Genomic DNA, 23641 nt, shown 5'->3' on the forward strand with positions numbered 1-23641 from the left:
GCTCGGGCCGCCGCCTCCGGTTGATCAGGCGAAGGAGATGTTCTGGTTGCGCAGCGGGAAAGAACGGATGCGCTTCCCCGTCGCCGCGAAATAGGCGTTGAGCACCGCCGGCGCCGCAACGCCGATGGTCGGCTCGCCGACCCCGCCCCAGAACCCGCCGCTCGGCACCATCACCGATTCCACCTTGGGCATTTCGTTGATGCGCATCGAGTTGTAGGTGTCGAAATTGGTCTGCTCGATGCGGCCGTCCTTCACGGTGCAGCCGCCATAGAACAGCGCGCTGAGGCCGTAGACGAACGAGCCCGCAATCTGCCGCTCCACCTGCGCCGGGTTGACGACATAGCCGGGATCGGTGGAGGCGACGATGCGATGCACCTTGATCTTGCTGCCCTCGGTCACCGAGATCTCGGCGGCGCCGGCAACATAGCTGCCATAGCCCATCACCTGCGCGATGCCGCGATAAACGCCCTGCGGGGGCCGGCGTGCCCCAGCCGATCTTCTCGGCGACGGCGTTGAGCACCGCGAGATGCTTGGGATGCTTGCCCATCAGCTTGCGGCGGAATTCGAGCGGGTCCTGGCCCACCGCCAGGGCCAGCTCGTCCATGAAGCATTCCATGTAGATCGCGTTGTGATTGACGTTGACGCCGCGCCAGAAGCCGGGCGGGACGTGCGGATTGCGCATCGCATGCTCGACCAGCAGGTTCGGCACCGAATAGCCGACCGCGGCCTCGCCGGATTGCGCGACGCCCTGGAACGCGGCGGGGTCCATGCCGTTCTGCAGCGCTTCCGGGCGTAGCGAGAACAGGATGGATTGACCCGACAGCCGGTAGTGCAGCGCGACCAGATTGTTGTCGGCATCGAACGCGCCGGTCAGCTTGCATTGCGTGATCGGATGATATTTGCCGTGCTGCATGTCCTCTTCGCGCGACCACAACAGCTTGATCGGCGTGCCCGGCATCTGCTTGGCGATCGCCACCGCCTGCCGCACATAGTCGGTCATGCCGCGCCGGCCGAAGCCGCCGCCGAGCATCAGCTTGTGCACGTCGACCTTCTCCGCCGGCAGGCCGGAAGCCTCGAGCGCCGCGGCGAATGCCGCCTCGCCATTCTGCGTGCCGCACCACACCTCGCATTTGTCCGGCGTGTAGAGCACGGTGGCGTTCATCGGCTCCATCGTGGCGTGGTTCTGGTAGGGGTAGCTATAGACAGCTTCGACCTTCTTCGCCGCGCTGGCGATCGCCGCCTTGGCGTCGCCATTCTGGTTGCCGACATAGGCCGGCTGCGCGTTGTCGAGCCCTTCGGCCAGCCACTTCGCGATCGTCTCGCTGGAGACTTTTGCGTTGTCGCCTTCGTCCCAGACGATCGGCAGCGCATCGAGGGCGGTCTTGGCGTGCCACCAGGTGTCGGCGACGACGGCAACCGCGCTGTCGCCGACCGGCACCACCTTCTTGACGCCCTTCATGCCCGCGATCTTGGCTTCGTCAAAACTCTTCACCTTGCCGCCGAACACCGGGCAATCCTTGATCGCGGCGTTCAGCATGCCCGGCAGCTTGACGTCGATGCCGTAGATCATCTTGCCGGTGGTCTTGTCGACGGTATCGAGCCGCTTCAGGCCCTTGCCGGCGATGGTCCAGTCCTTCGGGTCCTTCAGCTTGACGTCGGCCGGCGGCTCGAGCTTGGCGGCGGCTTCCGCGACCTTGCCGTAGGTCGTGGTCTTGCCCGATGGCGTATGGGTGATGACGCCGTTGGAGACCTTGCACTCCGCGGCCGGCACCTTCCACTCATTGGCCGCGGCCTGGATCAGCATCACGCGCGCGGTGGCGCCGCCCTTGCGGACATAGTCCTGCGAGGTGCGAATGCCGCGGCTGCCGCCGGTGGAGAAATCGCCCCAGGCGCGCTTGCGGGCGACGCTCTGGCCCGGCGTCGGATATTCGGTGGTGACCTTCGACCAGTCGCATTCCAGTTCTTCGGCGACGAGTTGGGCGAGGCCGGTGAGCGTGCCCTGGCCCATCTCGGAGCGGGCGATGCGGATCACCACGGTGTCGTCGGGCCGAATCACCACCCAGGCATTGATTTCAGGCGCGCCGTCGGCGGCGCGCACCACGGTGGGGCCGCCGAACGGCAGATCGAGGCCGAGCGCGAGGCCGGCGCCGGCGGTTGCCGTTCCGATCACGAAAGCGCGGCGGTTGAGTTTGGGCATGACGTGCTGATTCATCCCTGCCTCCTCACGCGTTCGCGGCAGCATGGATCGCCTCGCGCACCTGTTGGAAGGTGCCGCAGCGGCAGATATTGGTGATGGCGTCGTTGATGTCGTCGTCGGATGGCTTCGGATTGTCCTTCAGCAACGCCGCCACCGCCATGATCATGCCGCTCTGGCAATAGCCGCATTGCGGCACGTCGTTGGCGATCCAGGCGAGCTGCACCTTGTGCATCACGCCGTTCGCCGCGAGACCTTCGATGGTGGTGATTTCCTTGCCGGTGGCTTCGCTTACCGTCACGCCGCAGGAGCGCATCGCGACGCCGTCGACATGCACGGTGCAGGCGCCGCATTGTGCAATGCCGCAGCCGTATTTGGTTCCCGTCAGTCCGACATTCTCCCTGATCGCCCAGAGCAGCGGGGTGTCGTCCTCGACGTCTACTGTGATTGTCTTGCCGTTGATTTTGAGGTTTGCCATCGCGATCCCCTGAATGGTCCAATCCTCCGATCGGACTCCGGTGCGATGTTGGCCTTGAAACTGGAACGTTTCAAATCAAGAAAACGCGTTTGCAGCGCGGAAGAAAACTGGTCGCGCGGTGTTTGGTCGCGCCCTCGCGCGCGACATGCCTGTCATGTCTTTTGCGGTGAGGCGACGGCCAGGCGCAGGAAGCTCATGACGCTGCCGAGCGCGGCAAACCCGGCACCCAGCGCCAGCGCCACGGTGGCGCCTTCGCGGTCGGCCAATGCGAAGCAGAGCGCGGCGAGGGCAGCACCGGTGGTCTGGCCGGTCAGCCGGGCAGTCGCGACGATGCCGCTGGCGCTGCCGCTGCGATGCGACGGCGCGCTCGACATGATCGCCTTCATGTTGGGAGTCTGGAAGAACCCGAATCCGATGCCGCAGACCATGGTGCGCCAGACGATGTTGGCGACGCTCGGCTCCGCCGGCAGCGTCGCCAGCAGCACCATGCCGAGCCCGAGCAGCAGCATGCCGATGCCGCCGAGGATGCCGGCCGGATAGCGATCCGACAGCCGGCCGCCGATCGGCGCCATGAAGGCGACCACCAGCGGCCAGGGCGTCATGAAGAATCCGGTCTCGACCTGCGAGCGGTGCAGGATGTCCTCGAAGTAGAACGGCAGCGACACGAAGGCGAGGCCCTGCACGGCGAATGAGCAGACCGCGGTCGCGGCCGACAGCGCGAAGATCGGCCGGCGGAACAGGTCGATCGGCAGCATCGGCGCCGGATGATCGGCATGCCGCCGGGTCAGGATCCAACCGAACACAATGGCGCCGACCAGCTCGGCGATGACCAGCGCGGGCGCGGTCTTGTGGGCGGCGCTGCCGATGCCGATGATGAACAGGCCGAGGCAGGCGCAGGCCAGCGCGGCGCCGGTGAAGTCGAAGGCGTGGGTGGCGCGCGGCGTCTTCGGCAACGTCTTCATGCCGATCAGCAATGCGATGATGCCGAACGGAATGTTGACGGCGAACAGCCAGGGCCATGGGCCGAGCGCGAGGAGGCCGGAGGCGATGGTCGGCCCCAGCGTGAAGGCGGTCGCGACCACGAGTGCATTGTGGCCGAAGCCGCGGCCGTGCATCCGGCTCGGATAGACGAACCGCACCAGCGCCGTGTTGACGCTCATCAGGCCGCTGGCGCCGAGCCCCTGTAATGTCCGCGCGACCAAAAGGCTCGGCAGCGACCACGCCAGCGCGCAGCCGAGTGACGCCAATGTGAACAGCAGCAGGCCGCCGAGATAGATCCGCTGATGGCCGACGATCTCGCCGAGCGCGCCGAGCGGCAGCAGCGTCGCGACCAGGGCGATCTGGTAGACATTGACGACCCAGACCACCTCTGCAGGGCTGACATGCAGATCGCTGGCGATCGCCGGCAGCGCGATGTTGGCGATCGCGGTGTCGAGCGAGGCCATCGCCAGCGCCGTGAAGATCGCGGCCACCGCCCATCGGCGGGTCTCCCAAGGCAACCCATCTGGCAATCCATCGGTGATCGGCGCCGCTGCCGCGGTGGTCGGGGTCTTCTCGAGCATGTGTGAAAATGTCTCCAGACGGCCATGTACTACGCCGGCCTCGCGTTCCCCAGCCGCGCCATTGCATGATGCGTATGCGAAGCGGTCTTGCCGGGCGCGCCGGCACGCTCCTGTCGAGGGGAGGGTGCGGCGAAGTTTCTTCGTTTTTTCCGAATTAGTTCTTGACGCGCACCCCAACTCAGATGTTCAATAGGCTCGTCTCGCCCGACACGAGGGGCGCTTCGCGGTCGTCACGAACGTGGGTCGAGATGCGGTGGACGCCGATTGCGCAACTGACGAGTGCGCATGAGGCGGACGGCGAAGTCGTGCAGGCCTGACGCCCTAGCGGTAGGTGTCTTTTCCGATTGCGCAATGCGCGTCGCGAAGACGGTGACAACAAAGCCAAGTCTCGCCGGGGAGAGCACGTATAAGCCGTAACCCATCGCGCAGGGAAAGCCGGAGTTTCCGGTGACACCTGTGGTCCTACCCCCGTGCTTTCTACCTATTGCACGGGGCCCATGGGTGCGATCGGCACCCGGCTTTCCCTGCGCCCTCACCAACGGAGAGGGTGGAAACGAAGAGCAAGACTCGGACAATTCATGTCGCGAGAACGCGAAACCGCGTCCTCACCCAAGCTGTCATCGCCCGGCTTGCCGCCTCCGCTAAAGCTTCGGCGCGCCACGGACTGCTTGCCTCGTCGAAGCCTTGGCGTAGACGGGACCGGGCGATCCAGTACGCCGCAGCCTCTCGGCTCAAGCACCGCCGTCTCTGGAATACTGGATCACCCGCTTTCGCGGGTGATGACACCGAGAGCGTGGCAATTGAATCGAGACCGATCCTCATCGTGGTCGCGGCGAGGACCGGGACGACGATGAAATTGGGGTGCGTGAGCGGGATCAATCGAACGCGTGTTCCCGCAGTGTGTCACACAACCGCACGCAGACGACTTTCGGATAGCTTGCGTCATAATCGGGATCGACTACCCTTTGTATGCAAGCAGGCGCGACGTCAGATCGGGCCGCAACAGGGGAAGCGCGCATTGCACGGACCGACCGACCGGCGCAGCGAAGCCATGCGAAGCGCCGGTGAAGCCACCCGCCGCCGCGCGCTCACCGGTCTCTGGGTCGCAGCCTTGCTGGCGGTCCTCAGCTTCCTGGTCATCTATCCCGTCTTGATGCTGCTGCTCGGTGCGCTCACCGACACCAATCCGGTGGTCGACGGCATCCGCCTCAGCCTGAGCCATCTGTCGATCGCCAATTTCCTCGCGGTGCTGGCCAATCCGAATGTCGGCGAAGCGTTGCTCAACACGCTGATCGCCTGCGGCGGCGGCACACTGATCGCGGTCGCGATCGGGTTGTTGTTCTCCTGGATCCTGGTTCGCACCAACACGCCGTTCAAGGGCTTCATCGCCGCGGCCAGCATCCTGCCGTTGTTTGCGCCGCCGCTGGTGGCGGGCGTGGCCTGGGCGATCCTCGGCTCGCCGAAGACCGGGCTGATCAACACGATGTTCAAGTGGATGGGATCGGACCTGCGCGTCGATCTGTATTCGATGTGGGGCATGGTGTTCGTGTTCGGCATCTACTACGCGCCCTATGTCTACATGTTCACCTCCTCGGCGCTGCGCAACATGGACCCGAGCCTGGAGGAGGCCGCGGAAATCTCCGGCGCCAGCGCGTTCGCGACGCTGTTCACGGTGACGTTTCCGCTGATCATGCCGGCGATCGTCTCGGGCATGCTGCTGTCGTTCATCGTGATGCTCGGCATCTACGGTATTCCGGCGGTGCTCGGCGCGCCGACCAACCTGAACGTGCTGACGACCTACATCTTCAAGCTCACCAACTGGTCGCCGCCGCTCTACAACACCGCGGCCGCGGTCGCGATCATCCTGATGGTGGTCACGGGGCTGCTGGTCTATCTGCAGCAGAAGCTGCTGAGCGGGCGCAGCTACACCACCGTCGCCGGCAAGGCATTCCGGCCGCGCAGCCTCGATCTCGGGCCGTGGCGCTGGCTCACCTTCGGGCTCGGCATCGTCTATCTCCTGGTCGTCGTGGTGCTGCCGTCGCTGGCGCTGATCGTTGCGGCGTTCCGCAAGTTCATGTTCATCCGCGACGCCGCCAGCCTGTTCGACATGCGGCAATACTCGCTGACGCATTTCGAGAGCATCTTCGACAATCCGCTGACGATGAAGTCGATCTACAACGCGCTGGAGGTCGGGATCATCACCGCAATTGTCGGCGGCGCGCTCGCCTTCGCGATCGGCTACACCATCCATCGCACCCGTGTCGCCGGGCGCGGCGCCATCGACCTGATCTCGACATTGCCGGTCGCGATCCCCGGGCTGGTGGTCGGCGTCGCCTATCTCTGGGCCTGGATCGGCGTGCCCGGCGGACTCTACGGCACGATCTGGATTCTTGCGCTGGCCTTCATCGCGCGCTTCATGCCCGACACCGTGAAGTCGCTGTCGACCTCGTTCCTGCAGATCCATCGCGAGCTCGAGGAAGCCGCCTGGGTCTGTGGCCGGGGCATGCTCGGCACCATCACCTCGATCGTGCTGCCGCTGGCGCGGCCGGGCGTGCTGGCGTCGATGACGCTGCTGTTCGTGCTGGCGATCCGCGAGCTCGGCTCGTCGCTGTTCCTCTACACCAGCAACACCATGGTGATGTCGGTGCTGCTGCTCGACTATTACGAGGGCGGCAATATCGGCAAGACCGCGGCCTTCAGCCTGGTGCAAACCGTGTTGCTCGGTGTCCTGATCGGCGGCGCCAACTGGCTGTCGCGCGGGGCTGCGCAGGGCAACGTCGCACGGACCGGATAACAAGAAACGACGGGAGGATTGGCGATGGATAGACGGACCTTCACCACACTGGCCTTGGCGAGCGCCGCAGCGCTTGCGCTGGTGCCGGCCGCTCGGGCGCAGGAGTTCGGCTCGGCGGAATTGATCGCGGCTGCCAAGGCCGAAGGCAAGCTCGTGTTCTACACCGCAAACTTCGCGGAGATCGAGCAACAGGTCATCAAGGCCTTCAACAAGCGCTATCCTGAGATCAAGGTCGAAATGGTCCGCGCGCCCGGCGGTCAGCTCATCACCCGCGTGAAGACCGAGGCGGCGGCCGGCAAGCTGATCGCCGACGTGGTGGATCATTCCGACCGCGCGCTGATGCAGCCGCTGCAGGACCTGTTCCAGGACTACGCGCCGCCGAACGCGGCCGATTACGATCCGCATGCACTGATCTCGCCAAAATACTGGCCGCGCGCCACGATCGCCTGGTCGATCGCCTACAACACCGAGCTGGTGAAGGATCCGCCGAAATCCTGGATGGACCTGACCAAGCCGCAATATGACAAGCTGATCGGCCAGGTGTTCGCGCAGTCCGGCGGCACCACCTGGACGCGGATCATGTTCGAACGCCAGGTGCTCGGTGAGGAGTACTGGGCCAAGCAGGCCGCGACCCATCCCGTGCTCTATCCCTCCGGCGCGCCGACCGCCGATGCGCTGGTGCGCGGCGAGATCGCGATCGCGCCGCTGCTCTACAACGTGATCTATCAAAAGAAGAAAGACGGTGCGCCGATCGAGATATTCTTCCCGCCCGAGGGCGCGCCGGTCAATCCGTATGCGAGCGGCATTCCGAAGACGGCCGCGCATCCCAACGCGGCAAAGCTGTTCCTGAACTGGTGCCTGTCGAGAGAGGGCCAGACCTTCATGATCAAGGAACTCGGCAATCTCACATCGCTGAAGCAGCCGCCGGCATTTCCCGAAGGGTTCGATCCCAAGGTGGTCAAGCTCTGGTATCCGAACTTCGACGACTACGTGAAACTGCACGCGGCATGGGTTGCGGACTGGGACAAGACGTACGGGTATCGGCAATAGGCGACGAGGCAAGCGATGACGGCGACGCTCGAAGTCACCGATCTCAGGAAGCAGTTTGCGATCGGCCGCCCTGCGGTCGACGGGGTCAGCTTTGGCGTGCCGGCCGGCGAGATCGTGGTGCTGCTCGGGCCATCGGGCTGCGGCAAGACCACGACGCTGCGCTGCGTTGCCGGGCTCGAGCATCCGACCGGCGGCGAAATCAGCATTTCCGGGCGGGTGGTATCATCACCGGACCGCGGCATCCTGGTGCCGCCGCGTGCGCGCAACCTCGGCATGGTGTTCCAGTCCTATGCGGTGTGGCCGCACATGACGGTGCGTCAGAACGTGAGCTATCCATTGAAGCACCGCACCGTCGGGCGCACCGATGCCGCCCGCATGGTCGAGGAAGCGCTGGAGTTGGTCGGGCTGTCCGACTATGCCGACCGGCCGGTGGTGGCGCTGTCAGGCGGACAGATGCAGCGCGTCGCACTGGCGCGCAGCATGGTGTACCGGCCGCAGCTCTTGCTGCTCGACGAGCCGCTGTCGAACCTCGATGCCAAGTTGCGACTGCGGCTGCGTGACGATCTCCGCGTCATTCTCAAGCAGACCGGGATGACCGCGCTCTACGTCACCCATGACCAGGCTGAGGCGGTCGTGCTCGGCGACCGCATCGGCGTGATGCGCGACGGCAAGCTGTTGCAGATGGACACGCCTGACGTGATCTACAACCGTCCGGCCGATCTGTTCGTCGCCAATTTCACCGGCGCCACCAACGAGCTCGCAGGCCGGCTCGTCGCCTGCAACGGCGCGTATGGCATGGTCGATTTCGGCGACGGCCGGCGAGGCGAGGTCGCCCTGTTCCAGCCGCTGGCGCCGGATGAGAGGGTGCGCGTGGCACTGCGGCCCGAGAACATCGCGATCGGCCGGCCTGATGGCGCCAATACATTCTCGGCAAAGGTGCTCGACCGCCGCTACCAGGGCACGCAGACCGCCTACGGCCTCGAACTATTCGGCAAGCGGCTGGAAGCAATCGAGCTAGGCACTGCCGCGCGCCATCAGGTCGGCGTCGAGGCGCAGGTCGCATTGCCGCGAGAATGCCTGTGGGCCTACCGCGACGGCGGGCCGGCATCGCAGGACTAGCTGTGCTGCCGATGCGCCGGTTAACCTTCCCCGACCAGCGCGCGGATGCTGCGCGCGAGGCCCAGGATGCGCGGGCCGCATTCGCGCTCGATCTGCTCGGCGCTGAAGCGGTAGGAGGGGACGCCGCAATTGACCGACAGGCACTCGCCGCTCGGCGTGCGATAGAGCGGGGCGGCAACGCCGAAGATCTCGCGCCGCCATTCGCCGAGCGAGATGGCAAAGCCGCGCTCCCGGCACAATTCGACGTCGGGCAGTGTGCGCTTCTGCACATAGTCGAACTCGTCGGGGCGCTCGGCCTTGACGCGCGCGACATAACGGCCGAGCTCGTCCTCGGTGAACAGCGACAGCAGCGCACGCCCGACCGCGGTCGGCGCCAGCGTGCTGACGAAGCCGACGTCGGGCACGTGCGGCGCGGTGTCCGTGGTGCGCAGCGTCTCGACATAGATGAAGTCGATCCCGAACGGCATCGCGATCGACACCGTGCCGCCGGCATAGGCCGCGAAGTCGCGCATCAGTGGACGCGCGAGCTGGCGCACCTTCAGCGCCGACAGCACCGGATAGGCGGCGGCGAGCGCGCCGAGCCCGAGCACGAAGCGGCCCTTGGCGTCGCGCCTGAGATAGCCGAGCTGCTCCAGCGTGTAGGTCAGCCGCGACACCGTCGGCCGCGACAGCCCGGTATGCAGCGCGAGTTCGGCATTGGACAGCGAGCCGGGATGGCGGCGGAACGCCGCCAGCACGTCGAGGCCATGCGCCAGAGTGGTCGCAAAGGACGGATCCGGCTGAGTATCGGCAGGGGAAGATGCTGTCATACGGAATATTGGTCTCGGACGACCAGTTTTGTCAATATATCGGAATGAATTTGCAAATCGTGTCGATATCGGTTTATCTGCCGGAAATAAGGATAAAGAACCGCTGGAGCGAGGCGCCCGCCGATGACGATGACCGAGCAAGCCGATGCAAAGCCCGCCGCGATCGACAAGGAGCGGCTGCGCCTGAAGTATCAGCACGAGCGCAACAAGCGGCTGCGTCCCGACGGCAACGACCAGTACCTCCAGATCAAGGGCCAGCTCGCGCATTATCTCGACGATCCCTACACGCCGGTCACAGAGCGCGCGCCGAAGACCGACCACGTCACCTTTGCCTTCATCGGCGGCGGCTTTGCCGGGCTCGCCACCGCGGCGCGGCTGACGGAGGCCGGCGTCAAGGATGTCCGCATCATCGAGAAGGGCGGCGATTTCGGCGGGACCTGGTACTGGAACCGATATCCCGGCGCGCAGTGCGACACCGCGTCGATGGTCTACATGCCGCTGCTGGAAGAGACCGGCCATATGCCGTCGGAGAAATACGCGCATGCGCCCGAGATCCTGGCGCACTGCCAGCGGATCGGCCGGCAGTTCGATCTCTACGACAACGCGTTGTTCCACACCGAGGTGACGAGCCTCGATTGGGATGCGGCGCAATCGCGCTGGATCATCCGCACCACCAGGGGCGATGCCTTCACCGCGCAATATGTCGGCATCGGCACCGGCCCGCTGCATGTGCCGAAGCTGCCCGGCATTCCCGGCATCGAGCGCTTCAAGGGCCACTCGTTCCACACCAGCCGCTGGGATTACGACTACACCGGCGGCGATCCCCGGGGCGCGTTGATGGAGAAGCTCGCCGACAAGCGCGTCGGCATCATCGGCACCGGCGCAACCTCGGTGCAGTGCATTCCGCACCTCGCCCGCGCCTGCAAGGAGCTCTACGTGTTCCAGCGCACGCCGTCGTCGGTCGACGTGCGCGGCAACGGCCCGATCGATCCGGACTGGTTTGCCGGTATCGCGACGCCGGGCTGGCAACAGCGCTGGCTGGAGAATTTCACGGCCAACCAGGCCGGTGGATCGGCCGAGGAAGATCTGGTGCAGGACGGCTGGACCGACCTGTCGAAGCGGATCCGCGCCAAGGTCATGCTGCTGCCGCGCGAGCAGCGCACCGTGGAAAACATGCGCGCCGTGTTCGAGGATTCCGACTTCGAGAAGATGGAGGAGATCCGCAACCGGGTCGACGGCATCGTCCGCGATCCCGAGACCGCCAGGAATCTCAAGGCGTGGTACGGCCAGCTCTGCAAGCGGCCGTGCTTCCACGACGCCTATCTTCAGGCGTTCAACACGCCGGGCACCCATCTGGTCGATACCGACGGCAAGGGCGTCGAGGAGATCACCGAGAACGGCATCGTCGTCGCCGGCAAGGAATACGCGCTCGACTGCATCATCTATGCGTCCGGCTTCGAGGTCGGCACCGAGTACAAGCGTCGCGCAGGCTTCGATCTGACCGGTCGCGACGGTCTCAAGCTGTCGGAGCACTGGGCGCAGGGCATGCGCAGCAAGCACGGCATTCACGTCCACGGCTTCCCCAACGTGTTCTTCGTGCAGCCGACGCAGGGCGCCAACCTGATCTCCAACGTGCCGCACAACCTGACCGAAGCGGCGCGGACCATCGCGCTGATGGTTGCCCACGCGCAGGACAACGGCTTCAAGGAAATCGAGGTCAGCAGGGAGGCCGAGGATCGTTGGGTCGAGCTGCTGCTGACCGCGGTCGGCCGGATGATCGGCGGGCCCGATTGCACGCCCGGCTATTACAACAATGAGGGACGCGAGCCGGGGCCCGCGGCCAAGCTCAATGTCGGCTATCCCGCCGGGCCGTTGGCCTACTTCAAATATATCGATGGCTGGCGCAGCAACGGCCGGTTCGAAGGCGTGCAATTCCGCTGAGCGATGCACGATCGAAACTGATCTTCAGAGTTGATGAGGGAGTGCTCGAGTATGACCCAGACAAATGCAGCTGAAACGTCGCACGAGCTTCCCAAAGCGGCATCCGCGTCGGTCATCGCGCAGCACGAGGCGACGCTGAAGGCGCTGCCGTTTGCCGACACCAGGGATTTCGACGACGCCGCGCGCGGCTTCCTCGGCACCATCGAGAACGCACGCATCAGCTCGGCGCAGGGCAGGGTGGTCTGGAGCCTCGAGCCTTATGGCTTCCTGTCCGAGGAGAAGGCTCCTGCAACCGTCGATCCGAGCCTGTGGCGGCAGTCGCGGCTCAACATGCATCACGGCCTGTTCGATGTGGTGCCGGGCGTCTACCAGGTGCGCGGCCTCGACATCGCCAACATGACGCTGATCGAGGGCGACACCGGCGTCATCGTGGTCGACACGCTGACCTCGATCGAGGGCGCGCGCGCCGCGATGGAATTGTACTTCCAGCATCGCGGCAAGCGGCCGGTTGCCGCCGTCATCTTCACCCACACCCACACCGACCATTGGGGCGGCGCCCGCGGCGTGCTCGACGACGCCATGCTGGCGGCGGGCGTGCCGATCATCGCGCCGAACTTCTTCATGGAGCACGCGGTCTCCGAGAACATCATCGCGGGGCCGGCGATGCTGCGCCGCGCGCAATACCAGTTCGGACCGTTCCTCGCCAAGGGCGTGCACGGCCATGTCGATTGCGGCCTCGGCAAGACCATGGCGGCGGGCGGCGTGGCGCTGCTGCGACCGACCGATCTGATCATCGCGACCGGTGACACGCGCGTGATCGACGGCGTCGCGTTCGAATTCCAGATGGCGCCGAACAGCGAAGCGCCGGCGGAGATGCATTTCTACATCCCGCGCTACAGGCTTTTGAACCTCGCGGAGAACTGCACGCACAATTTCCACAATCTGCTGCCGTTCCGCGGCGCCGACGTGCGCGATGCGCTGGCGTGGTCGAAATATCTCGGCGAAGCCCTGCAGATGTGGGGCGGCAAGGCGGAGGCGATGTGCGGCCAGCACCATTGGCCGGTGTGGGGGCGCGAGCGGATCGACACCATGATCCGCGAGCAGCGCGATCTCTACAAATACGCGCATGACCAGACCATCCGGCTGATGAACCACGGCCTCAACGCGGCCGAGATCGCCGAGACGATCCGGCTACCCTCGAGCCTCGAAGGGGCCTGGCACGGCCGCGGCTATTACGGCCACATCAGGCACAATGTGAAGGCGATCTACCAGAAGTATCTCGGTTGGTACGACGCCAATCCGGTCAATCTCGATCCGCTGCCGCCGGTCGAGGCCGGCAAGAAATATGTCGAGTATATGGGTGGCGCCGATGCGATCCTGGAACGGGCCGCGGCGGACTTCGCCAGGGGCGAATTCCGCTTCGTCGCGCAGGCCGTCAGCCATCTCGTGTTCGCGGAGCCCGACAACCAGGCGGCACGCGCATTGCTCGCCGATACGTTCGAGCAACTCGGCTACGCCGCCGAGAGTTCGACCTGGCGCAACGCTTATCTGTTCGGTGCGCAAGAGCTGCGGCTGGGCATGCCGAAGACGCCGCCGCGCTCGTCGATGCCGCGCGAGACGCTGGCTGCGCTCCGCACCGAGCAGCTCTGGGACGTGCTCGGCGTCCGCCTCAACGGCCCCAAGGCCGAAGGCAAGCGCATCGTGCTGAACTGGCGTTTTACCGATACCGGCGAGAGCTTCGTGCTTAATCTCGAGAATTCGGCGCTGACTTACGTTGCGGGCGCGCAGGCCGCCGATGCGCATGCCGGCTTCACCTTGGCGCGCAGCGTGCTCGACGAGGTCATCGCCAAGCTGACCACGTTCCCGGACGCGGTTGGTGCCGGCAAGATCAAGGTGACGGGCGATCCGCTGCGACTAGCCGAACTGATGGCGCTGATGGACGAATTCCCGCGGATGTTCGAGATCGTCGAGCCGAAGCGGACGGTGGTGGTGTAGAGCAGCATACTCAAAGCAATGACCGTCACCCTGAGGAGCCGCGCAGCGGCGTCTCAAAGGGTCGACGGCCCGGCTGGTGGCCGCGCATCCTTCGAGACGCGCTACGCGCTCCTCAGAGGGTGTGATTTTTTTGGGGTTTCAGCGAGCATTATAGCCGAAAGCCGGCGCGGTGTGATTCTCTGGCGATGATGGATTCGCGGGAGGTGATGTTGGCTGCCGATGAGTTGTTTGGGGACCTGCCGGAGCAGGCGAAGCCATCAGTCGAAGCGGGCTTGCCCGGCGCTCCGCGGCTGCGTGAGCCCCAGCGCGACCAGATTGCGCTGCGAGCGGTTGATATTGAGAGCCTGATCGGGGAAGACCATCCGGTGCGGCTGATTTGGTCTTATGTCGAAGAGCTTGATCTGAGTGAGTTGGAGGACCGGATCAAGGCTCGCGGCGATCGTCCCGGTCACCCCGCGACCTCGCCCCGGCTTTTGCTGGCGCTGTGGCTCTATGCCGCCAGCGAAGGCGTTGGCAGCGCGCGGGCGTTGGAGCGGCTGTGCGAGAGCCACGATGCCTATCGCTGGCTGTGCGGCGGGGTGTCGGTGAACTATCACCTGCTGGCAGACTTCCGGGTCGGCAACGCCGATCTGCTTGACCGACTGCTCAGTGAGCATCTGGCAGCGTTGGCAAAGGCCGGTCTCGTCGATCTGGAGACCTTGGCGCAGGATGGCATGCGGGTCCGGGCCAGCGCCGGGGCCGCCTCGTTCCGGCGCGAGGCGACGTTGGATAAGCATTTGGCGCAGGCTGAGGCCGTGGTGGAAGACCTCAAGCGCGAGGTCGACACACGCTCGGACGCCAGCAATAAGCGTGCCCGGGCAGCCAAGGAGCGGGCCGCGCGGGAACGCAGCGCGCGGGTGAAGGCGGCGCAGACGGCGCTCGCCGAGATCAAGCAGCAGCGCAAGGAGCGCGAAGAAAGTCGCGGCAACGGCAAGACGCCGAAGGAGCCGCGGGCCTCCACGACGGACGCCTATGCACGGGTCATGAAGATGGCGAACGGCGGCTTCCGCCCCGCCTACAACGTGCAGGTGACGAGCGTGGCCGGGGAGCAGATCGTCGTCGACACCAGAATTTGCAACATCGGATCCGATCGCGGCCTGATGCGCCCCATGCTGGAGCGGCAGCGTGCGCGGCCCGGAGGGTTGCCCAAGGACCATCTCGTCGATGGCGGCTTTGGCAGTGCCGAGGACATCGAATGGGCCTATGCCGAGGGCATCGATATCTTTTGTCCGCCCACTCAATCCAAGCACGGTACCGATCCCTATCTACCGCGGCGCGGCGACGGTCCGGGGGTGTTGGCCTGGCGTGCGCGAATGGCGAGCGAAGAGGGCAAGGCCCGATACAGGTCCCGGTCGATCTGCGAGTGCATCCATGCCCGCTGGCGCAATTGGGACCTGCGGCAATTGACCGTGCGCGGCATCGAAAAGGTCCGTGCCGTCGTGCTCTGGTACGCCCTCGTCAACAACATCCTGCAAGGCAACCGCCTCTCCAGAGCCTAAACAACGGGTCATCGCCGAACTCGAACTCAAACCTGCCAATTGCTGCGACGAACAGCCGCCAAAAACTCCGCAGGAGCCGAATCCGTCACAAGCTCTCAGGATGACGGGTCGATCGGGCGCCCTCAAATCCCGAGATACGCCGCCTGCACCTGCCTGTTGTTGGCGAGCTCGGCGCTGGTGCCCCGCATGATCACGTTGCCGCTCTCCAGCACGTAGGCGCGCTGCACCAGCGACAACGCGCGGCTGACGTTCTGCTCGACCAGCAGGATCGCGGTGCCCATCTTGTGGATTTCGCCGATCTTCTCGAAGGTCACGTCGGTCATGACAGGGGCGAGGCCGAGCGAGGGCTCGTCCAGCATCAACAGGCGCGGCTTCAGCATCAGGCCGCGGCCGACCGCGACCATCTGCTGCTCGCCGCCGCTCATGGTGCCGGCGAGCTGCTTCCTGCGGTCGGCGAGCCTCGGGAAGATGCCGTAGACCAGCTCCATGGTGCGCGCGCGATCCGCCTTGGCCTTGGGCGTGTAGGCGCCGATCTCGAGATTTTCCTGCACCGTCATGTCCGGGAACACCTGGCGGCCTTCCGGGACATGCGCGATGCCGAACTCGGGGATCCGGTACGGCGGCAGCGTGGCGAGGTCGACACCGTCGAAGGTGACCTTGCCTGCGAACAGTTTGACGAGGCCGGAGACGGCGCGCAGCGTCGTGCTCTTGCCGGCGCCGTTGGCGCCCAGCAGGCCGACGGCCTCGCCTTCGCCGATGGAGATGCTGACATCGGTGATCGCGGGCACCGAGCCGTAGCTGGCGCTGACGCCGGAGAGCTCAAGCATGGGCGTCTCCTGGCGCAGTCGGATGCGCGTAGGAGCCGAGATAGGCGCGGATCACGTCCGGGTTCTCCACGATCTCCTTCGGTGCGCCCTCGGCGATCTTCTGGCCGTGGTCGAGCACCACGATATGTCGCGCCACCGCCATGATCGCGCGCATCACATGCTCGACGATGACGATGGTCAGCCCGCTGGCGGACAGCTTCTTCACCAGCGCCACGGCCTGGTCGATCTCGGCCGGGTTGAGCCCGGCCATCACCTCGTCGAGCAGCAGGATTCTCGGCTGCGTCGCCAGCGCGCGGGCCATCTCGAGGCGGCGCTGGTCGATCGTGGTGAGATCCTTGGCGGGGGTCTGCTCCTTGGCGCCGAGCCCGACGAATTCGATCGCCTCGCGTGCCTTCCTTTGCGCGGCGACGACGTGCCGGTCGCGCAGGAAGGCGCCGGTCATCACATTGGCAAGCACCGTCATGGCGCCGAACGGTTTTGCAACCTGGAAGGTGCGGGCCATGCCGAGCGCGCAGACGTCGTGCGGCTTCAGCCCGACGACCTCGTGACCGAAGGCGAGCACCGAACCGGAGTCCGGGCGATGGAACCCCGTGATCAAATGAAAGCTCGTGGTCTTGCCGGCGCCGTTCGGACCGATCAACGCGACCGTCTCGTTCTCCTGCACGGAGAAGCTGACGTCCTGCACGGCGCGCAGGCCGCCGAAGCGCTTGCTGAGACCCTTGATGACCAGTGCTTCCGCCATCGCAAAGACCTCAGGCGCGCGCCGGCTTGCGCCGGAGGGTGCGGTGATAGAAATCGGTCGCAAACCCGATCAGCCCGGTCGGCCGCCACAGGATCACCGCCATCAGGATCAGGCTATAGACCGTGAGCTGGATGCCGCCGACCGAGCTGCCGAGCCAGCTTTGCAGCAGCGCCGAAGTGGTCTCCAGCAGCACGGTGCCGATCACGGGTCCCCACAGCGTGCCGATGCCGCCAACGATCGACACCAGCGCCGCCTCGATCGAGACGTTGAAGCTGAACGCGGTCGCGGGATCGATGAAGTAGATGTACTGGGTATAGAAGGTGCCGGCGAGTGCGGTCAGGAACGCGCTGATCATGTAGATGTCGCGCTTGACCTTCGGCGCGTTGACGCCGATCGCCTCGGCTGCGTCCTCATCCTCGCCGATCGCGACGAGATAGTAGCCGATCCAGGATTTCTCGATTCGGTGGGTGATCCACAGCCCGACCACGAGCAGGCCGAGCACGACGTAGTAGTAGGACGATTTCTCCTCGAACTGCATCATGAGCGGCGCGCTGCCGAGGTTCGGGATCGTGGTACCCTCGGCGCCCCAGGCGAAGTCGCGAAATTTGAGGAAGATCAGCATCAGCACCTGGGCTGTCGCAATGGTGGCGATGGTGAAATAGGGCCCACGCAGGCGGAAGCAGAGCCAGCCGATCGGCAGGCTCGCGAGCATCGCGACCACGCCGCCCGCGATCATCCCGATCCAGGGCGAGATGCCGTAGTTCACCTGCATGATGGTCGAGGTGTAGGCGCCGAGGCCGAAATAGGCGGCGTGGCCCAGCGAGAGCTGCTTGGCATAGCCGCCCATCAGGTTCCAGGCGACGCCGATGAAGGAGAACAGCAAGATGCGGATGAAGATGTCGATCGCAAACGACGAGGTGACGAGCTGGGGCAAAGCCATCATGACGACCGCTCCGATCGCCAGCCACAGCCATTTCATGTTGCCGGATGCTTGCATCAGCGCCCCCTCCTGGCGCCGAGGCCGCTCGGCCTGAAGGCGAGCGTCAGCAGCAGCAGCGCAAACACCACGATCAGGCCTGAATCGGCGCCGACGAATTGGATGCCGAGCGATTCCGCCACGCCCATCATCAGGCTCGCGATCAGCGCGCCCATCACATTGCCGAGCGTGCCCATCACGACCGCGACGAACGCCATCAGCACGAACACCTGGCCGACGAACGGATAGGCCGAATAGAACGGCATCAAGAGCGAGCCGGCGGCGCCCGCCAGCGCCAGCGCGGTGCCGAACGCCACCGCGAACACCCGATTTGGATTGATCCCCATCAGCATCGCGACGTCGCGGTTCTGCGACGCCGCGCGCATGGCGCGGCCGAGATCGGTGGTGTGCAGGAACACCCAGAGCAGCCCGCTCAGCGCCATCGCGACGGCAAAGGCGATCAGCTTTGCCACCGGAATGTAGAGCCCGCCGATGTGCCACGCTTCATCCGAGTAAGAGGTGTGGACGGTGCGATAATTGGCGCTGAACAGCATCAGCGAGAGATTGAGCAGCAGCAGCGACAGCGCAAAGGTCAGAAAGATCTGCGGCATGTCGTTCGGCCCGAGCACCCTGCGGATCAGGAAGTGCTGGATCAGGACGCCGGCTGTGAACAGCACCGGCATGGAGACAACCAGCGAGACCAGCGGATCGATGCCGAACTGGGTGGCGAGGAAGAACGAGATATACATCCCGAGCATCACGAACTCGCCCTGGGCGAAATTCACGATCTTGACCACGCCGAAGATCAGCGTGACGCCGATGCTGACAAGCGCGTAGATGCCGCCGATAAGCAGGCCGTTGATCACGGCCTGGGCCAGTGTCTCCCACATCTGATCCGACCGCGCTCAGGTCTTCATCAGAGGGGCGCGGGCGTCTTCCTTGGGGAAGACGCTGACGAGATCGGCGTTCTGCCACTGCACGCCGACCGGACGGCCATAGACGTTCTTGCCGTCGGGGCCGAACTTCACCTTGCCGCCCGGTGCCATCGCAGCAAAGCCCGAGGAGACGTCGAGCGTCGACAACGCCTCGCGCACCTTCTTCGGATCGGCCGAGGCAGCGCGCTCCAGGGCATCGGCCAGCATGAAGGTCTGCGCCACCAGGCCGCCGGCATATTCGAAGGCGAACTCGCCGGTGCGCTTCTTGAATTCGACGTTGACCTTCTGCGCATCCTCGTTGACGTCGTGGTTCCAGTGCGCCACGCCTTGCAGTCCTTCGGCCGCGTTGCCGACATTCTTGTAGAAGTCCGGCATCACGAAGCCGCCCGAGCCGCCGTTGATCGCGATGTTGAGCCCGATCTGCTTCACGGTGCGCACGATCAGGATCAGGTCGTTGAGGTAGGACAGCGAGAACAGGGTGTTGGCGCCGGAGGCCTTGACCTTGTTGATCAGCGGGCTGGCATCGGTGAAGCCGGCCGAGTAGGGCTCGAACATCACGATCTCGACGCCTTCGCCCGGCGCCAGCTCCTTCAGCCCGTTCGAGGTCGAGGTGCCGAATGCGGTGTTCTCGAAGATCACCGCGACCTTGGCCTGCTCGCTGACCAGCTTCGCCATCTGCAACTGTGCCTTGGCGAATTGCGAGGCGCGGGCGAACGGCGTGAAGGTGTAGCTGCGTCCCTTGTTGAGCTGATCGGAGCTCGATCCGGTGATGATCGGAACGCGGGCGCGCTCGCAGACCTCGCTTGCGATCAAGGTCAGCGCGCTTGCGTAGCAGCCGTGGATCGCCGACAGCTTGTTGCCGGTGATGAGGCGATCGGTCTCGGTGCGCGTCACCGTGGTGTCGCTCTGCACGTCGGAGACGATCAGATTGAGCTTGGCGCCGCCGAGCGATTTGATGCCGCCGGCCTCGTTGACCATGTCGACTGCGAGCTTTGCCGCGGCAACGCAGCCGATGCCGATCTGCGCCATGCTGCCGGTGCTCGGATAGAGCGCGCCGATGTTGATCGGGTCCGCGGCCCAGCCGCGCAGCGGGACGGCGCCGAAAGCGCCGGCCGCGAGCACGCCTCCGGTTCTGACCAGGAATTTGCGGCGGTTCAGTTTCTTCGGTGAGGTGGTAGTCGGTACGGCATTATTAATGGCCGACGGCTTGCGGTCCCCTGGCATGGCGTTCCCCCTGTGCGACCGCGGCACGGTTGCTCCGTCCGCTCGCTTATTATTTTTCGTTCAAGCGGGGCGCATAAGAGCACGTAATCCGCCAATCGCAAAGGCGATATCAGCCGGGTTGATGGGGATGCGTGTCACCAGGGGTGCGTCGCAGCAATCGCGCGGCGCGGCGCATGCGGATCGCTTCGCCCCACGGGAGTTGCCGTCGGGGTGACGGCATTATTGACAATCGAATGACCCGACGGATCGGCACGGACGGTGCCGGCCGGCCCGCCGGATCATTCGATCGGCCGCTGCAACTTCTATTCGGCGCTCGCCACGAGCTTGAAGCGCGGTTTGTCCTCCATGAGGCTGCGATAGGCGGCGAGATAGTCGAGCGCCATCCGGCGCGCGGTGAAGCGGGTCTCGAACTGCTTGCGGATCGCGTCGCGGTTGAGCGTCGACAGCCGACCGACCGAGGAGATCGCGCTGATCTCGTCCTCGACGATGAAGCCGGTCAAACCATCCTCGATGATCTCCGGCACCGAGCCGCGGTTATAGGCGATCACGGGCGTGCCGCAAGCCATCGCCTCGATCATCACGAGGCCGAACGGCTCCGGCCAGTCGATCGGAACCAGGAGTCCGATCGCGCCGCTGAGAAAATCCGGCTTCTCGCGGTCGCTGATCTCGCCGATGAACTCGACCAGCGGATTGTCGGTGATCTGAGGCTTGATCAACTCATCGTAATATTCCTGGTCGGCGCGATCGACCTTGGCCGCGATCTTCAGCGGAATGCCGCAGCGGGTCGCGATCTTGATCGCACGATCGACGCCCTTCTCCGGCGCGATGCGCCCGAGCACGGCGAGATAGGATGGCTTGGCCGGTTGCGGCGTCAGCAGGTTCTCCGGCAGGCCATGATGAATGGTGCGCACCCAATTCGCCTGCGGCACCGGCCGCCGCTGCGCATTGGAGATCGAGATCACGGGGATCTTGGAGAAGATGTTGAAGACCGGCTGATGCTCCGGCAGGTCGAGCCGGCCGTGGAGCGTGGTCACGAACGGCGTCGGCTGGCGCGTGAACAGCGACCACGGATAATAGTCGAGATGGCAGTGCAGGAAATCGAACTCGTCATCGTCGGCTTTCTGCCGGACGCGCTCCAGCATCACCATGTGCAGCGCATTGGGGTCGCGGACGGAGCCGTCGAGGCGCAGCGCCTTCGGCCAGGTCGCATCGAGCTTCGCGGAGGTCTGTGAATCGCCACTGGCGAACAACGTCACGTCATGTCCAAGTGTTACAAGTTCTTCGGTCAGCCAGTGCACGACCCGTTCGGTGCCGCCGTAGAGCTTGGGGGGAACAGCCTCCGTCAGCGGGGCAACCTGCGCGATGCGCATTTCTCCGTCTCCTGTTTGTAATGTGGAATGAACCAGACCCCTCTGCCCTGTGATGGCACTGACGTGCCGAAGACGGGAACGTTCTCGCACGTGCGAGGTTCCTTATGGGTATGTGGATTCCCGCTTCTTTCTTCCATCACACTGTGGTCTTGCTGATGCCATCTCGCTCCAACACGTTTTTGCCGACGCCAGCGTTGCAAAATTGTTGCGCAGTGATGGCTGCATCAAGGAATCCAACCGCCGCCCTTCACGTCATCGTGCACGAGAGCTTCGACTAAAATTTTCTCGTTCACCTTCAACAGCTTTTGCAGGACGTCATGGACCATCTGTCAGGATATGCGCATCGCCCATTCCCCTTTGTGCTGCGCTATCTGCGCCGGCGGCTGCCGTCGCATGTGGTGATCTTGTCGGCCGTGGTCGCGGCGGTTGCCTGTTCGGTGGGCACGCAATACGGCGTCAAGAATCTGGTCGACGCGTTGTCGGCCGGGCCGTCGGCCGCGAACGGCGTATGGCTGGCATTCGCTTTGCTCATGTCGCTGATCGCAGCCGACAACTTCATGTGGCGGATCGCGAGCTGGACGGCGAGCTACACCTTCGTCAGCGTCACCGGCGACCTGCGCCGCGACATGTTCCGTCATCTCACCGGCCACGCGCCGAGCTATTTCACCGACCGGCTGCCAGGCATGCTGACCAGCCGGATCACGGCGACATCGAACGCGGTGTTCACTGTCGAGAACATGTTCGTATGGAACGTGTTGCCGCCGTGCATCGCGACCTTCGCCGCGATCACCCTGGTTGGAACCGTAAGTCTGACAATGTCAGCCGTGCTGATCCTGATTGCAGGAACCATGGTGGTGGCGATGTTCCGCATGGCCGCCGCCGGCCGGCCGCTGCATGACGATTTCGCCAACCGGGCGGCCGCCGTCGATGGCGAGATGGTCGACGTCATCAACAATTTGCCGCTGGTGCGGGCATTCTGCGGCCTCGGCTATGAGCACGACCGCTTCGACGCCACCGTGAATCGGGAACTGGTCGCGCGCGGCCGTTCGCTGCGCTATCTCGAAAAGCTTCGCCTGGTTCACGCCGCCGTGACTGTGATCCTGACGATCGCGATGCTGGCCTGGGCCCTCTCGCTCTGGCAGCAGGGTCAGGCCACCACCGGCGATGTCGTGCTGGTCTGCACGCTCGGCATCTCGATCCTCAGCGCCACCCGCGATCTTGCGGTTGCGCTGGTCGACGTCACCCAGCATGTCGCGCGTCTCACCGAGGCGCTGGCGACGCTGTTGCAGCCGCACGAGCTGAAGGACCACCCGGAGGCCGAAGCACTGGTGAAGAGCGGCGCGGCGATCGCCTTCAACAACGTCTCGTTCCGCTATCCCGGCGGCTTGCAGGTCTTCGAGCGCTTCAGTCTGCGCATCCAACCCGGCCAGCGGGTCGGCCTGGTCGGCCAGTCCGGTGGCGGCAAGTCAACACTGTTTACCCTTCTGCAGCGCTTCTACGACGTCGAGCAGGGCAACATCACGGTCGACGGCCAGGACATCTCGCGCGTCACCCAGCAGAGCCTGCGCGCGGCGATCTCGGTGGTGCCGCAGGATATCTCGCTGTTCCATCGTTCGATCCTGGAGAACATCCGCTACGGCAGGCCGGACGCCACCGACGACGAGGTGCTGCGCGCGGCGATCGCCGCACGCTGCGATTTCATCGAAACCTTGCCGGAGGGCATGAACACCATCGTCGGCGACCGCGGCGTCAAGGTATCCGGGGGCCAGCGCCAGCGCATCGCGATCGCACGCGCGTTCCTGAAGGATGCGCCGATCCTGCTGCTCGACGAGGCCACCGCGGCGCTCGATGCCGAATCCGAGGAAGCGATCCGCGAGGCGTTGTCCCGGCTGATGCGCGGGCGTACGGTGGTCGCGATCGCGCACCGCCTCGCGACCCTGCGCAGCTTCGACCGCGTGGTCGTGCTGCAAGGCGGCCGGATCGTCGAGGACGGTCCGCCCGACATCCTCGTGAAGGGCAGAGGCCCCTACCGCGACCTGGTCGCGCGCGAGATGGGCCGCCTCTCCACCAGCGCGGCCTGACCCCGC

Annotated in this window: 16 protein-coding genes and 1 pseudogene; 7 read left to right on the forward strand and 10 right to left on the reverse strand. The window is 65.0% G+C overall.

The window, feature by feature from the left end; all coding sequences use genetic code 11:
* Window positions 1-24: 24 nt before the first annotated feature.
* The 3 genes and pseudogenes from ACVMB0_RS19330 to ACVMB0_RS19340 all read right to left on the reverse strand — a co-directional run bounded on the left by ACVMB0_RS19330 (window position 25) and on the right by ACVMB0_RS19340 (window position 4234).
* Window positions 25-2212, reverse strand: a pseudogene (locus ACVMB0_RS19330) (xanthine dehydrogenase family protein molybdopterin-binding subunit).
* A gap of 10 nt (window positions 2213-2222) precedes the next feature.
* Window positions 2223-2672 (reverse strand): (2Fe-2S)-binding protein, encoded by a 450-nt coding sequence (locus ACVMB0_RS19335; protein WP_461347309.1) that lies wholly within the window; start codon window positions 2670-2672, stop codon window positions 2223-2225.
* Between the two features lie 152 nt (window positions 2673-2824).
* Window positions 2825-4234 (reverse strand): MFS transporter, encoded by a 1410-nt coding sequence (locus ACVMB0_RS19340; protein ID WP_461347310.1) that lies wholly within the window; start codon window positions 4232-4234, stop codon window positions 2825-2827.
* Window positions 4235-5252: 1018 nt separating this feature from the next.
* Here ACVMB0_RS19340 and ACVMB0_RS19345 point away from each other — a divergent pair.
* The 3 genes from ACVMB0_RS19345 to ACVMB0_RS19355 are packed head-to-tail and all read left to right on the forward strand — an operon-like array spanning window position 5253 to window position 9197.
* A complete protein-coding gene (locus tag ACVMB0_RS19345) occupies window positions 5253-7028 on the forward strand; it encodes an ABC transporter permease (protein ID WP_461347311.1) in 1776 nt (591 codons plus the stop codon).
* Window positions 7029-7052: 24 nt separating this feature from the next.
* Entirely contained in the window at window positions 7053-8078 is a 1026-nt protein-coding gene (locus ACVMB0_RS19350) for an ABC transporter substrate-binding protein (protein WP_461347312.1), read from the forward strand.
* Between the two features lie 15 nt (window positions 8079-8093).
* Window positions 8094-9197 (forward strand): ABC transporter ATP-binding protein, encoded by a 1104-nt coding sequence (locus ACVMB0_RS19355; protein ID WP_461347313.1) that lies wholly within the window; start codon window positions 8094-8096, stop codon window positions 9195-9197.
* Window positions 9198-9217: 20 nt separating this feature from the next.
* Here the strand turns inward: ACVMB0_RS19355 and ACVMB0_RS19360 are convergent, their stop codons facing one another.
* Window positions 9218-10006 (reverse strand): IclR family transcriptional regulator, encoded by a 789-nt coding sequence (locus tag ACVMB0_RS19360; protein WP_461347314.1) that lies wholly within the window; start codon window positions 10004-10006, stop codon window positions 9218-9220.
* A gap of 123 nt (window positions 10007-10129) precedes the next feature.
* Here ACVMB0_RS19360 and ACVMB0_RS19365 point away from each other — a divergent pair, with 123 nt between their 5' ends.
* From ACVMB0_RS19365 to ACVMB0_RS19375, 3 genes are all read left to right on the forward strand, one after another.
* On the forward strand, window positions 10130-11947 hold the full coding sequence (locus ACVMB0_RS19365) for a flavin-containing monooxygenase (RefSeq protein ID WP_456756080.1): 1818 nt from the start codon (window positions 10130-10132) through the stop codon (window positions 11945-11947).
* 51 nt (window positions 11948-11998) lie between these two features.
* A complete protein-coding gene (locus ACVMB0_RS19370; RefSeq protein ID WP_456756079.1) occupies window positions 11999-13942 on the forward strand; it encodes an alkyl/aryl-sulfatase in 1944 nt (647 codons plus the stop codon).
* Between the two features lie 206 nt (window positions 13943-14148).
* Window positions 14149-15480, forward strand: a complete 1332-nt coding sequence (locus ACVMB0_RS19375; protein WP_456756313.1) for an IS1182 family transposase — start codon at window positions 14149-14151, stop codon at window positions 15478-15480.
* Between the two features lie 122 nt (window positions 15481-15602).
* Here the strand turns inward: ACVMB0_RS19375 and ACVMB0_RS19380 are convergent, their stop codons facing one another.
* The 6 genes from ACVMB0_RS19380 to ACVMB0_RS19405 all read right to left on the reverse strand — a co-directional run bounded on the left by ACVMB0_RS19380 (window position 15603) and on the right by ACVMB0_RS19405 (window position 21554).
* Window positions 15603-16307 carry an ABC transporter ATP-binding protein gene (locus ACVMB0_RS19380; protein ID WP_456756078.1) on the reverse strand — a complete coding sequence of 235 codons (705 nt, stop codon included), beginning with the start codon at window positions 16305-16307 and terminating at the stop codon, window positions 15603-15605.
* Window positions 16300-17049 (reverse strand): ABC transporter ATP-binding protein, encoded by a 750-nt coding sequence (locus tag ACVMB0_RS19385; protein ID WP_461347315.1) that lies wholly within the window; start codon window positions 17047-17049, stop codon window positions 16300-16302. Before ACVMB0_RS19385 ends, ACVMB0_RS19380 begins: the two co-directional genes overlap by 8 nt.
* Window positions 17050-17059: 10 nt before the next feature.
* Window positions 17060-18046: a branched-chain amino acid ABC transporter permease gene (locus tag ACVMB0_RS19390; RefSeq protein ID WP_461347316.1), complete on the reverse strand. Its 987-nt coding sequence runs from the start codon at window positions 18044-18046 to the stop codon at window positions 17060-17062.
* Entirely contained in the window at window positions 18046-18915 is an 870-nt protein-coding gene (locus ACVMB0_RS19395; RefSeq protein ID WP_461347317.1) for a branched-chain amino acid ABC transporter permease, read from the reverse strand. Before ACVMB0_RS19395 ends, ACVMB0_RS19390 begins: the two co-directional genes overlap by 1 nt.
* 15 nt (window positions 18916-18930) lie before the next feature.
* Window positions 18931-20184, reverse strand: a complete 1254-nt coding sequence (locus ACVMB0_RS19400) for an ABC transporter substrate-binding protein (RefSeq protein WP_461347318.1) — start codon at window positions 20182-20184, stop codon at window positions 18931-18933.
* Between the two features lie 302 nt (window positions 20185-20486).
* A complete protein-coding gene (locus tag ACVMB0_RS19405) occupies window positions 20487-21554 on the reverse strand; it encodes a glycosyltransferase family 4 protein (protein WP_456756073.1) in 1068 nt (355 codons plus the stop codon).
* Between the two features lie 317 nt (window positions 21555-21871).
* Here ACVMB0_RS19405 and ACVMB0_RS19410 point away from each other — a divergent pair, with 317 nt between their 5' ends.
* Window positions 21872-23635 (forward strand): ABC transporter ATP-binding protein, encoded by a 1764-nt coding sequence (locus ACVMB0_RS19410; protein WP_456756072.1) that lies wholly within the window; start codon window positions 21872-21874, stop codon window positions 23633-23635.
* Window positions 23636-23641: the final 6 nt, after the last annotated feature.

The sequence above is a fragment of the Bradyrhizobium sp. USDA 4451 genome, assembly GCF_054822585.1.

What these genes read in the sequence shown, in the direction of transcription:
- ACVMB0_RS19390 (WP_461347316.1), bottom strand. Translation starts at nt 18,046, where the DNA reads ATGCAAGCATCCGGCAACATGAAATGGCTGTGGCTGGCGATCGGAGCG.
- ACVMB0_RS19405 (WP_456756073.1), bottom strand. Translation starts at nt 21,554, where the DNA reads ATGCGCATCGCGCAGGTTGCCCCGCTGACGGAGGCTGTTCCCCCCAAG.
- ACVMB0_RS19385 (WP_461347315.1), bottom strand. Translation starts at nt 17,049, where the DNA reads ATGGCGGAAGCACTGGTCATCAAGGGTCTCAGCAAGCGCTTCGGCGGC.
- ACVMB0_RS19335 (WP_461347309.1), bottom strand. Translation starts at nt 2,672, where the DNA reads ATGGCAAACCTCAAAATCAACGGCAAGACAATCACAGTAGACGTCGAG.
- ACVMB0_RS19410 (WP_456756072.1), top strand. Translation starts at nt 21,872, where the DNA reads ATGGACCATCTGTCAGGATATGCGCATCGCCCATTCCCCTTTGTGCTG.
- ACVMB0_RS19355 (WP_461347313.1), top strand. Translation starts at nt 8,094, where the DNA reads ATGACGGCGACGCTCGAAGTCACCGATCTCAGGAAGCAGTTTGCGATC.
- ACVMB0_RS19360 (WP_461347314.1), bottom strand. Translation starts at nt 10,006, where the DNA reads ATGACAGCATCTTCCCCTGCCGATACTCAGCCGGATCCGTCCTTTGCG.
- ACVMB0_RS19395 (WP_461347317.1), bottom strand. Translation starts at nt 18,915, where the DNA reads ATGTGGGAGACACTGGCCCAGGCCGTGATCAACGGCCTGCTTATCGGC.
- ACVMB0_RS19380 (WP_456756078.1), bottom strand. Translation starts at nt 16,307, where the DNA reads ATGCTTGAGCTCTCCGGCGTCAGCGCCAGCTACGGCTCGGTGCCCGCG.
- ACVMB0_RS19365 (WP_456756080.1), top strand. Translation starts at nt 10,130, where the DNA reads ATGACGATGACCGAGCAAGCCGATGCAAAGCCCGCCGCGATCGACAAG.
- ACVMB0_RS19350 (WP_461347312.1), top strand. Translation starts at nt 7,053, where the DNA reads ATGGATAGACGGACCTTCACCACACTGGCCTTGGCGAGCGCCGCAGCG.
- ACVMB0_RS19375 (WP_456756313.1), top strand. Translation starts at nt 14,149, where the DNA reads ATGTTGGCTGCCGATGAGTTGTTTGGGGACCTGCCGGAGCAGGCGAAG.
- ACVMB0_RS19400 (WP_461347318.1), bottom strand. Translation starts at nt 20,184, where the DNA reads ATGCCAGGGGACCGCAAGCCGTCGGCCATTAATAATGCCGTACCGACT.
- ACVMB0_RS19340 (WP_461347310.1), bottom strand. Translation starts at nt 4,234, where the DNA reads ATGCTCGAGAAGACCCCGACCACCGCGGCAGCGGCGCCGATCACCGAT.
- ACVMB0_RS19370 (WP_456756079.1), top strand. Translation starts at nt 11,999, where the DNA reads ATGACCCAGACAAATGCAGCTGAAACGTCGCACGAGCTTCCCAAAGCG.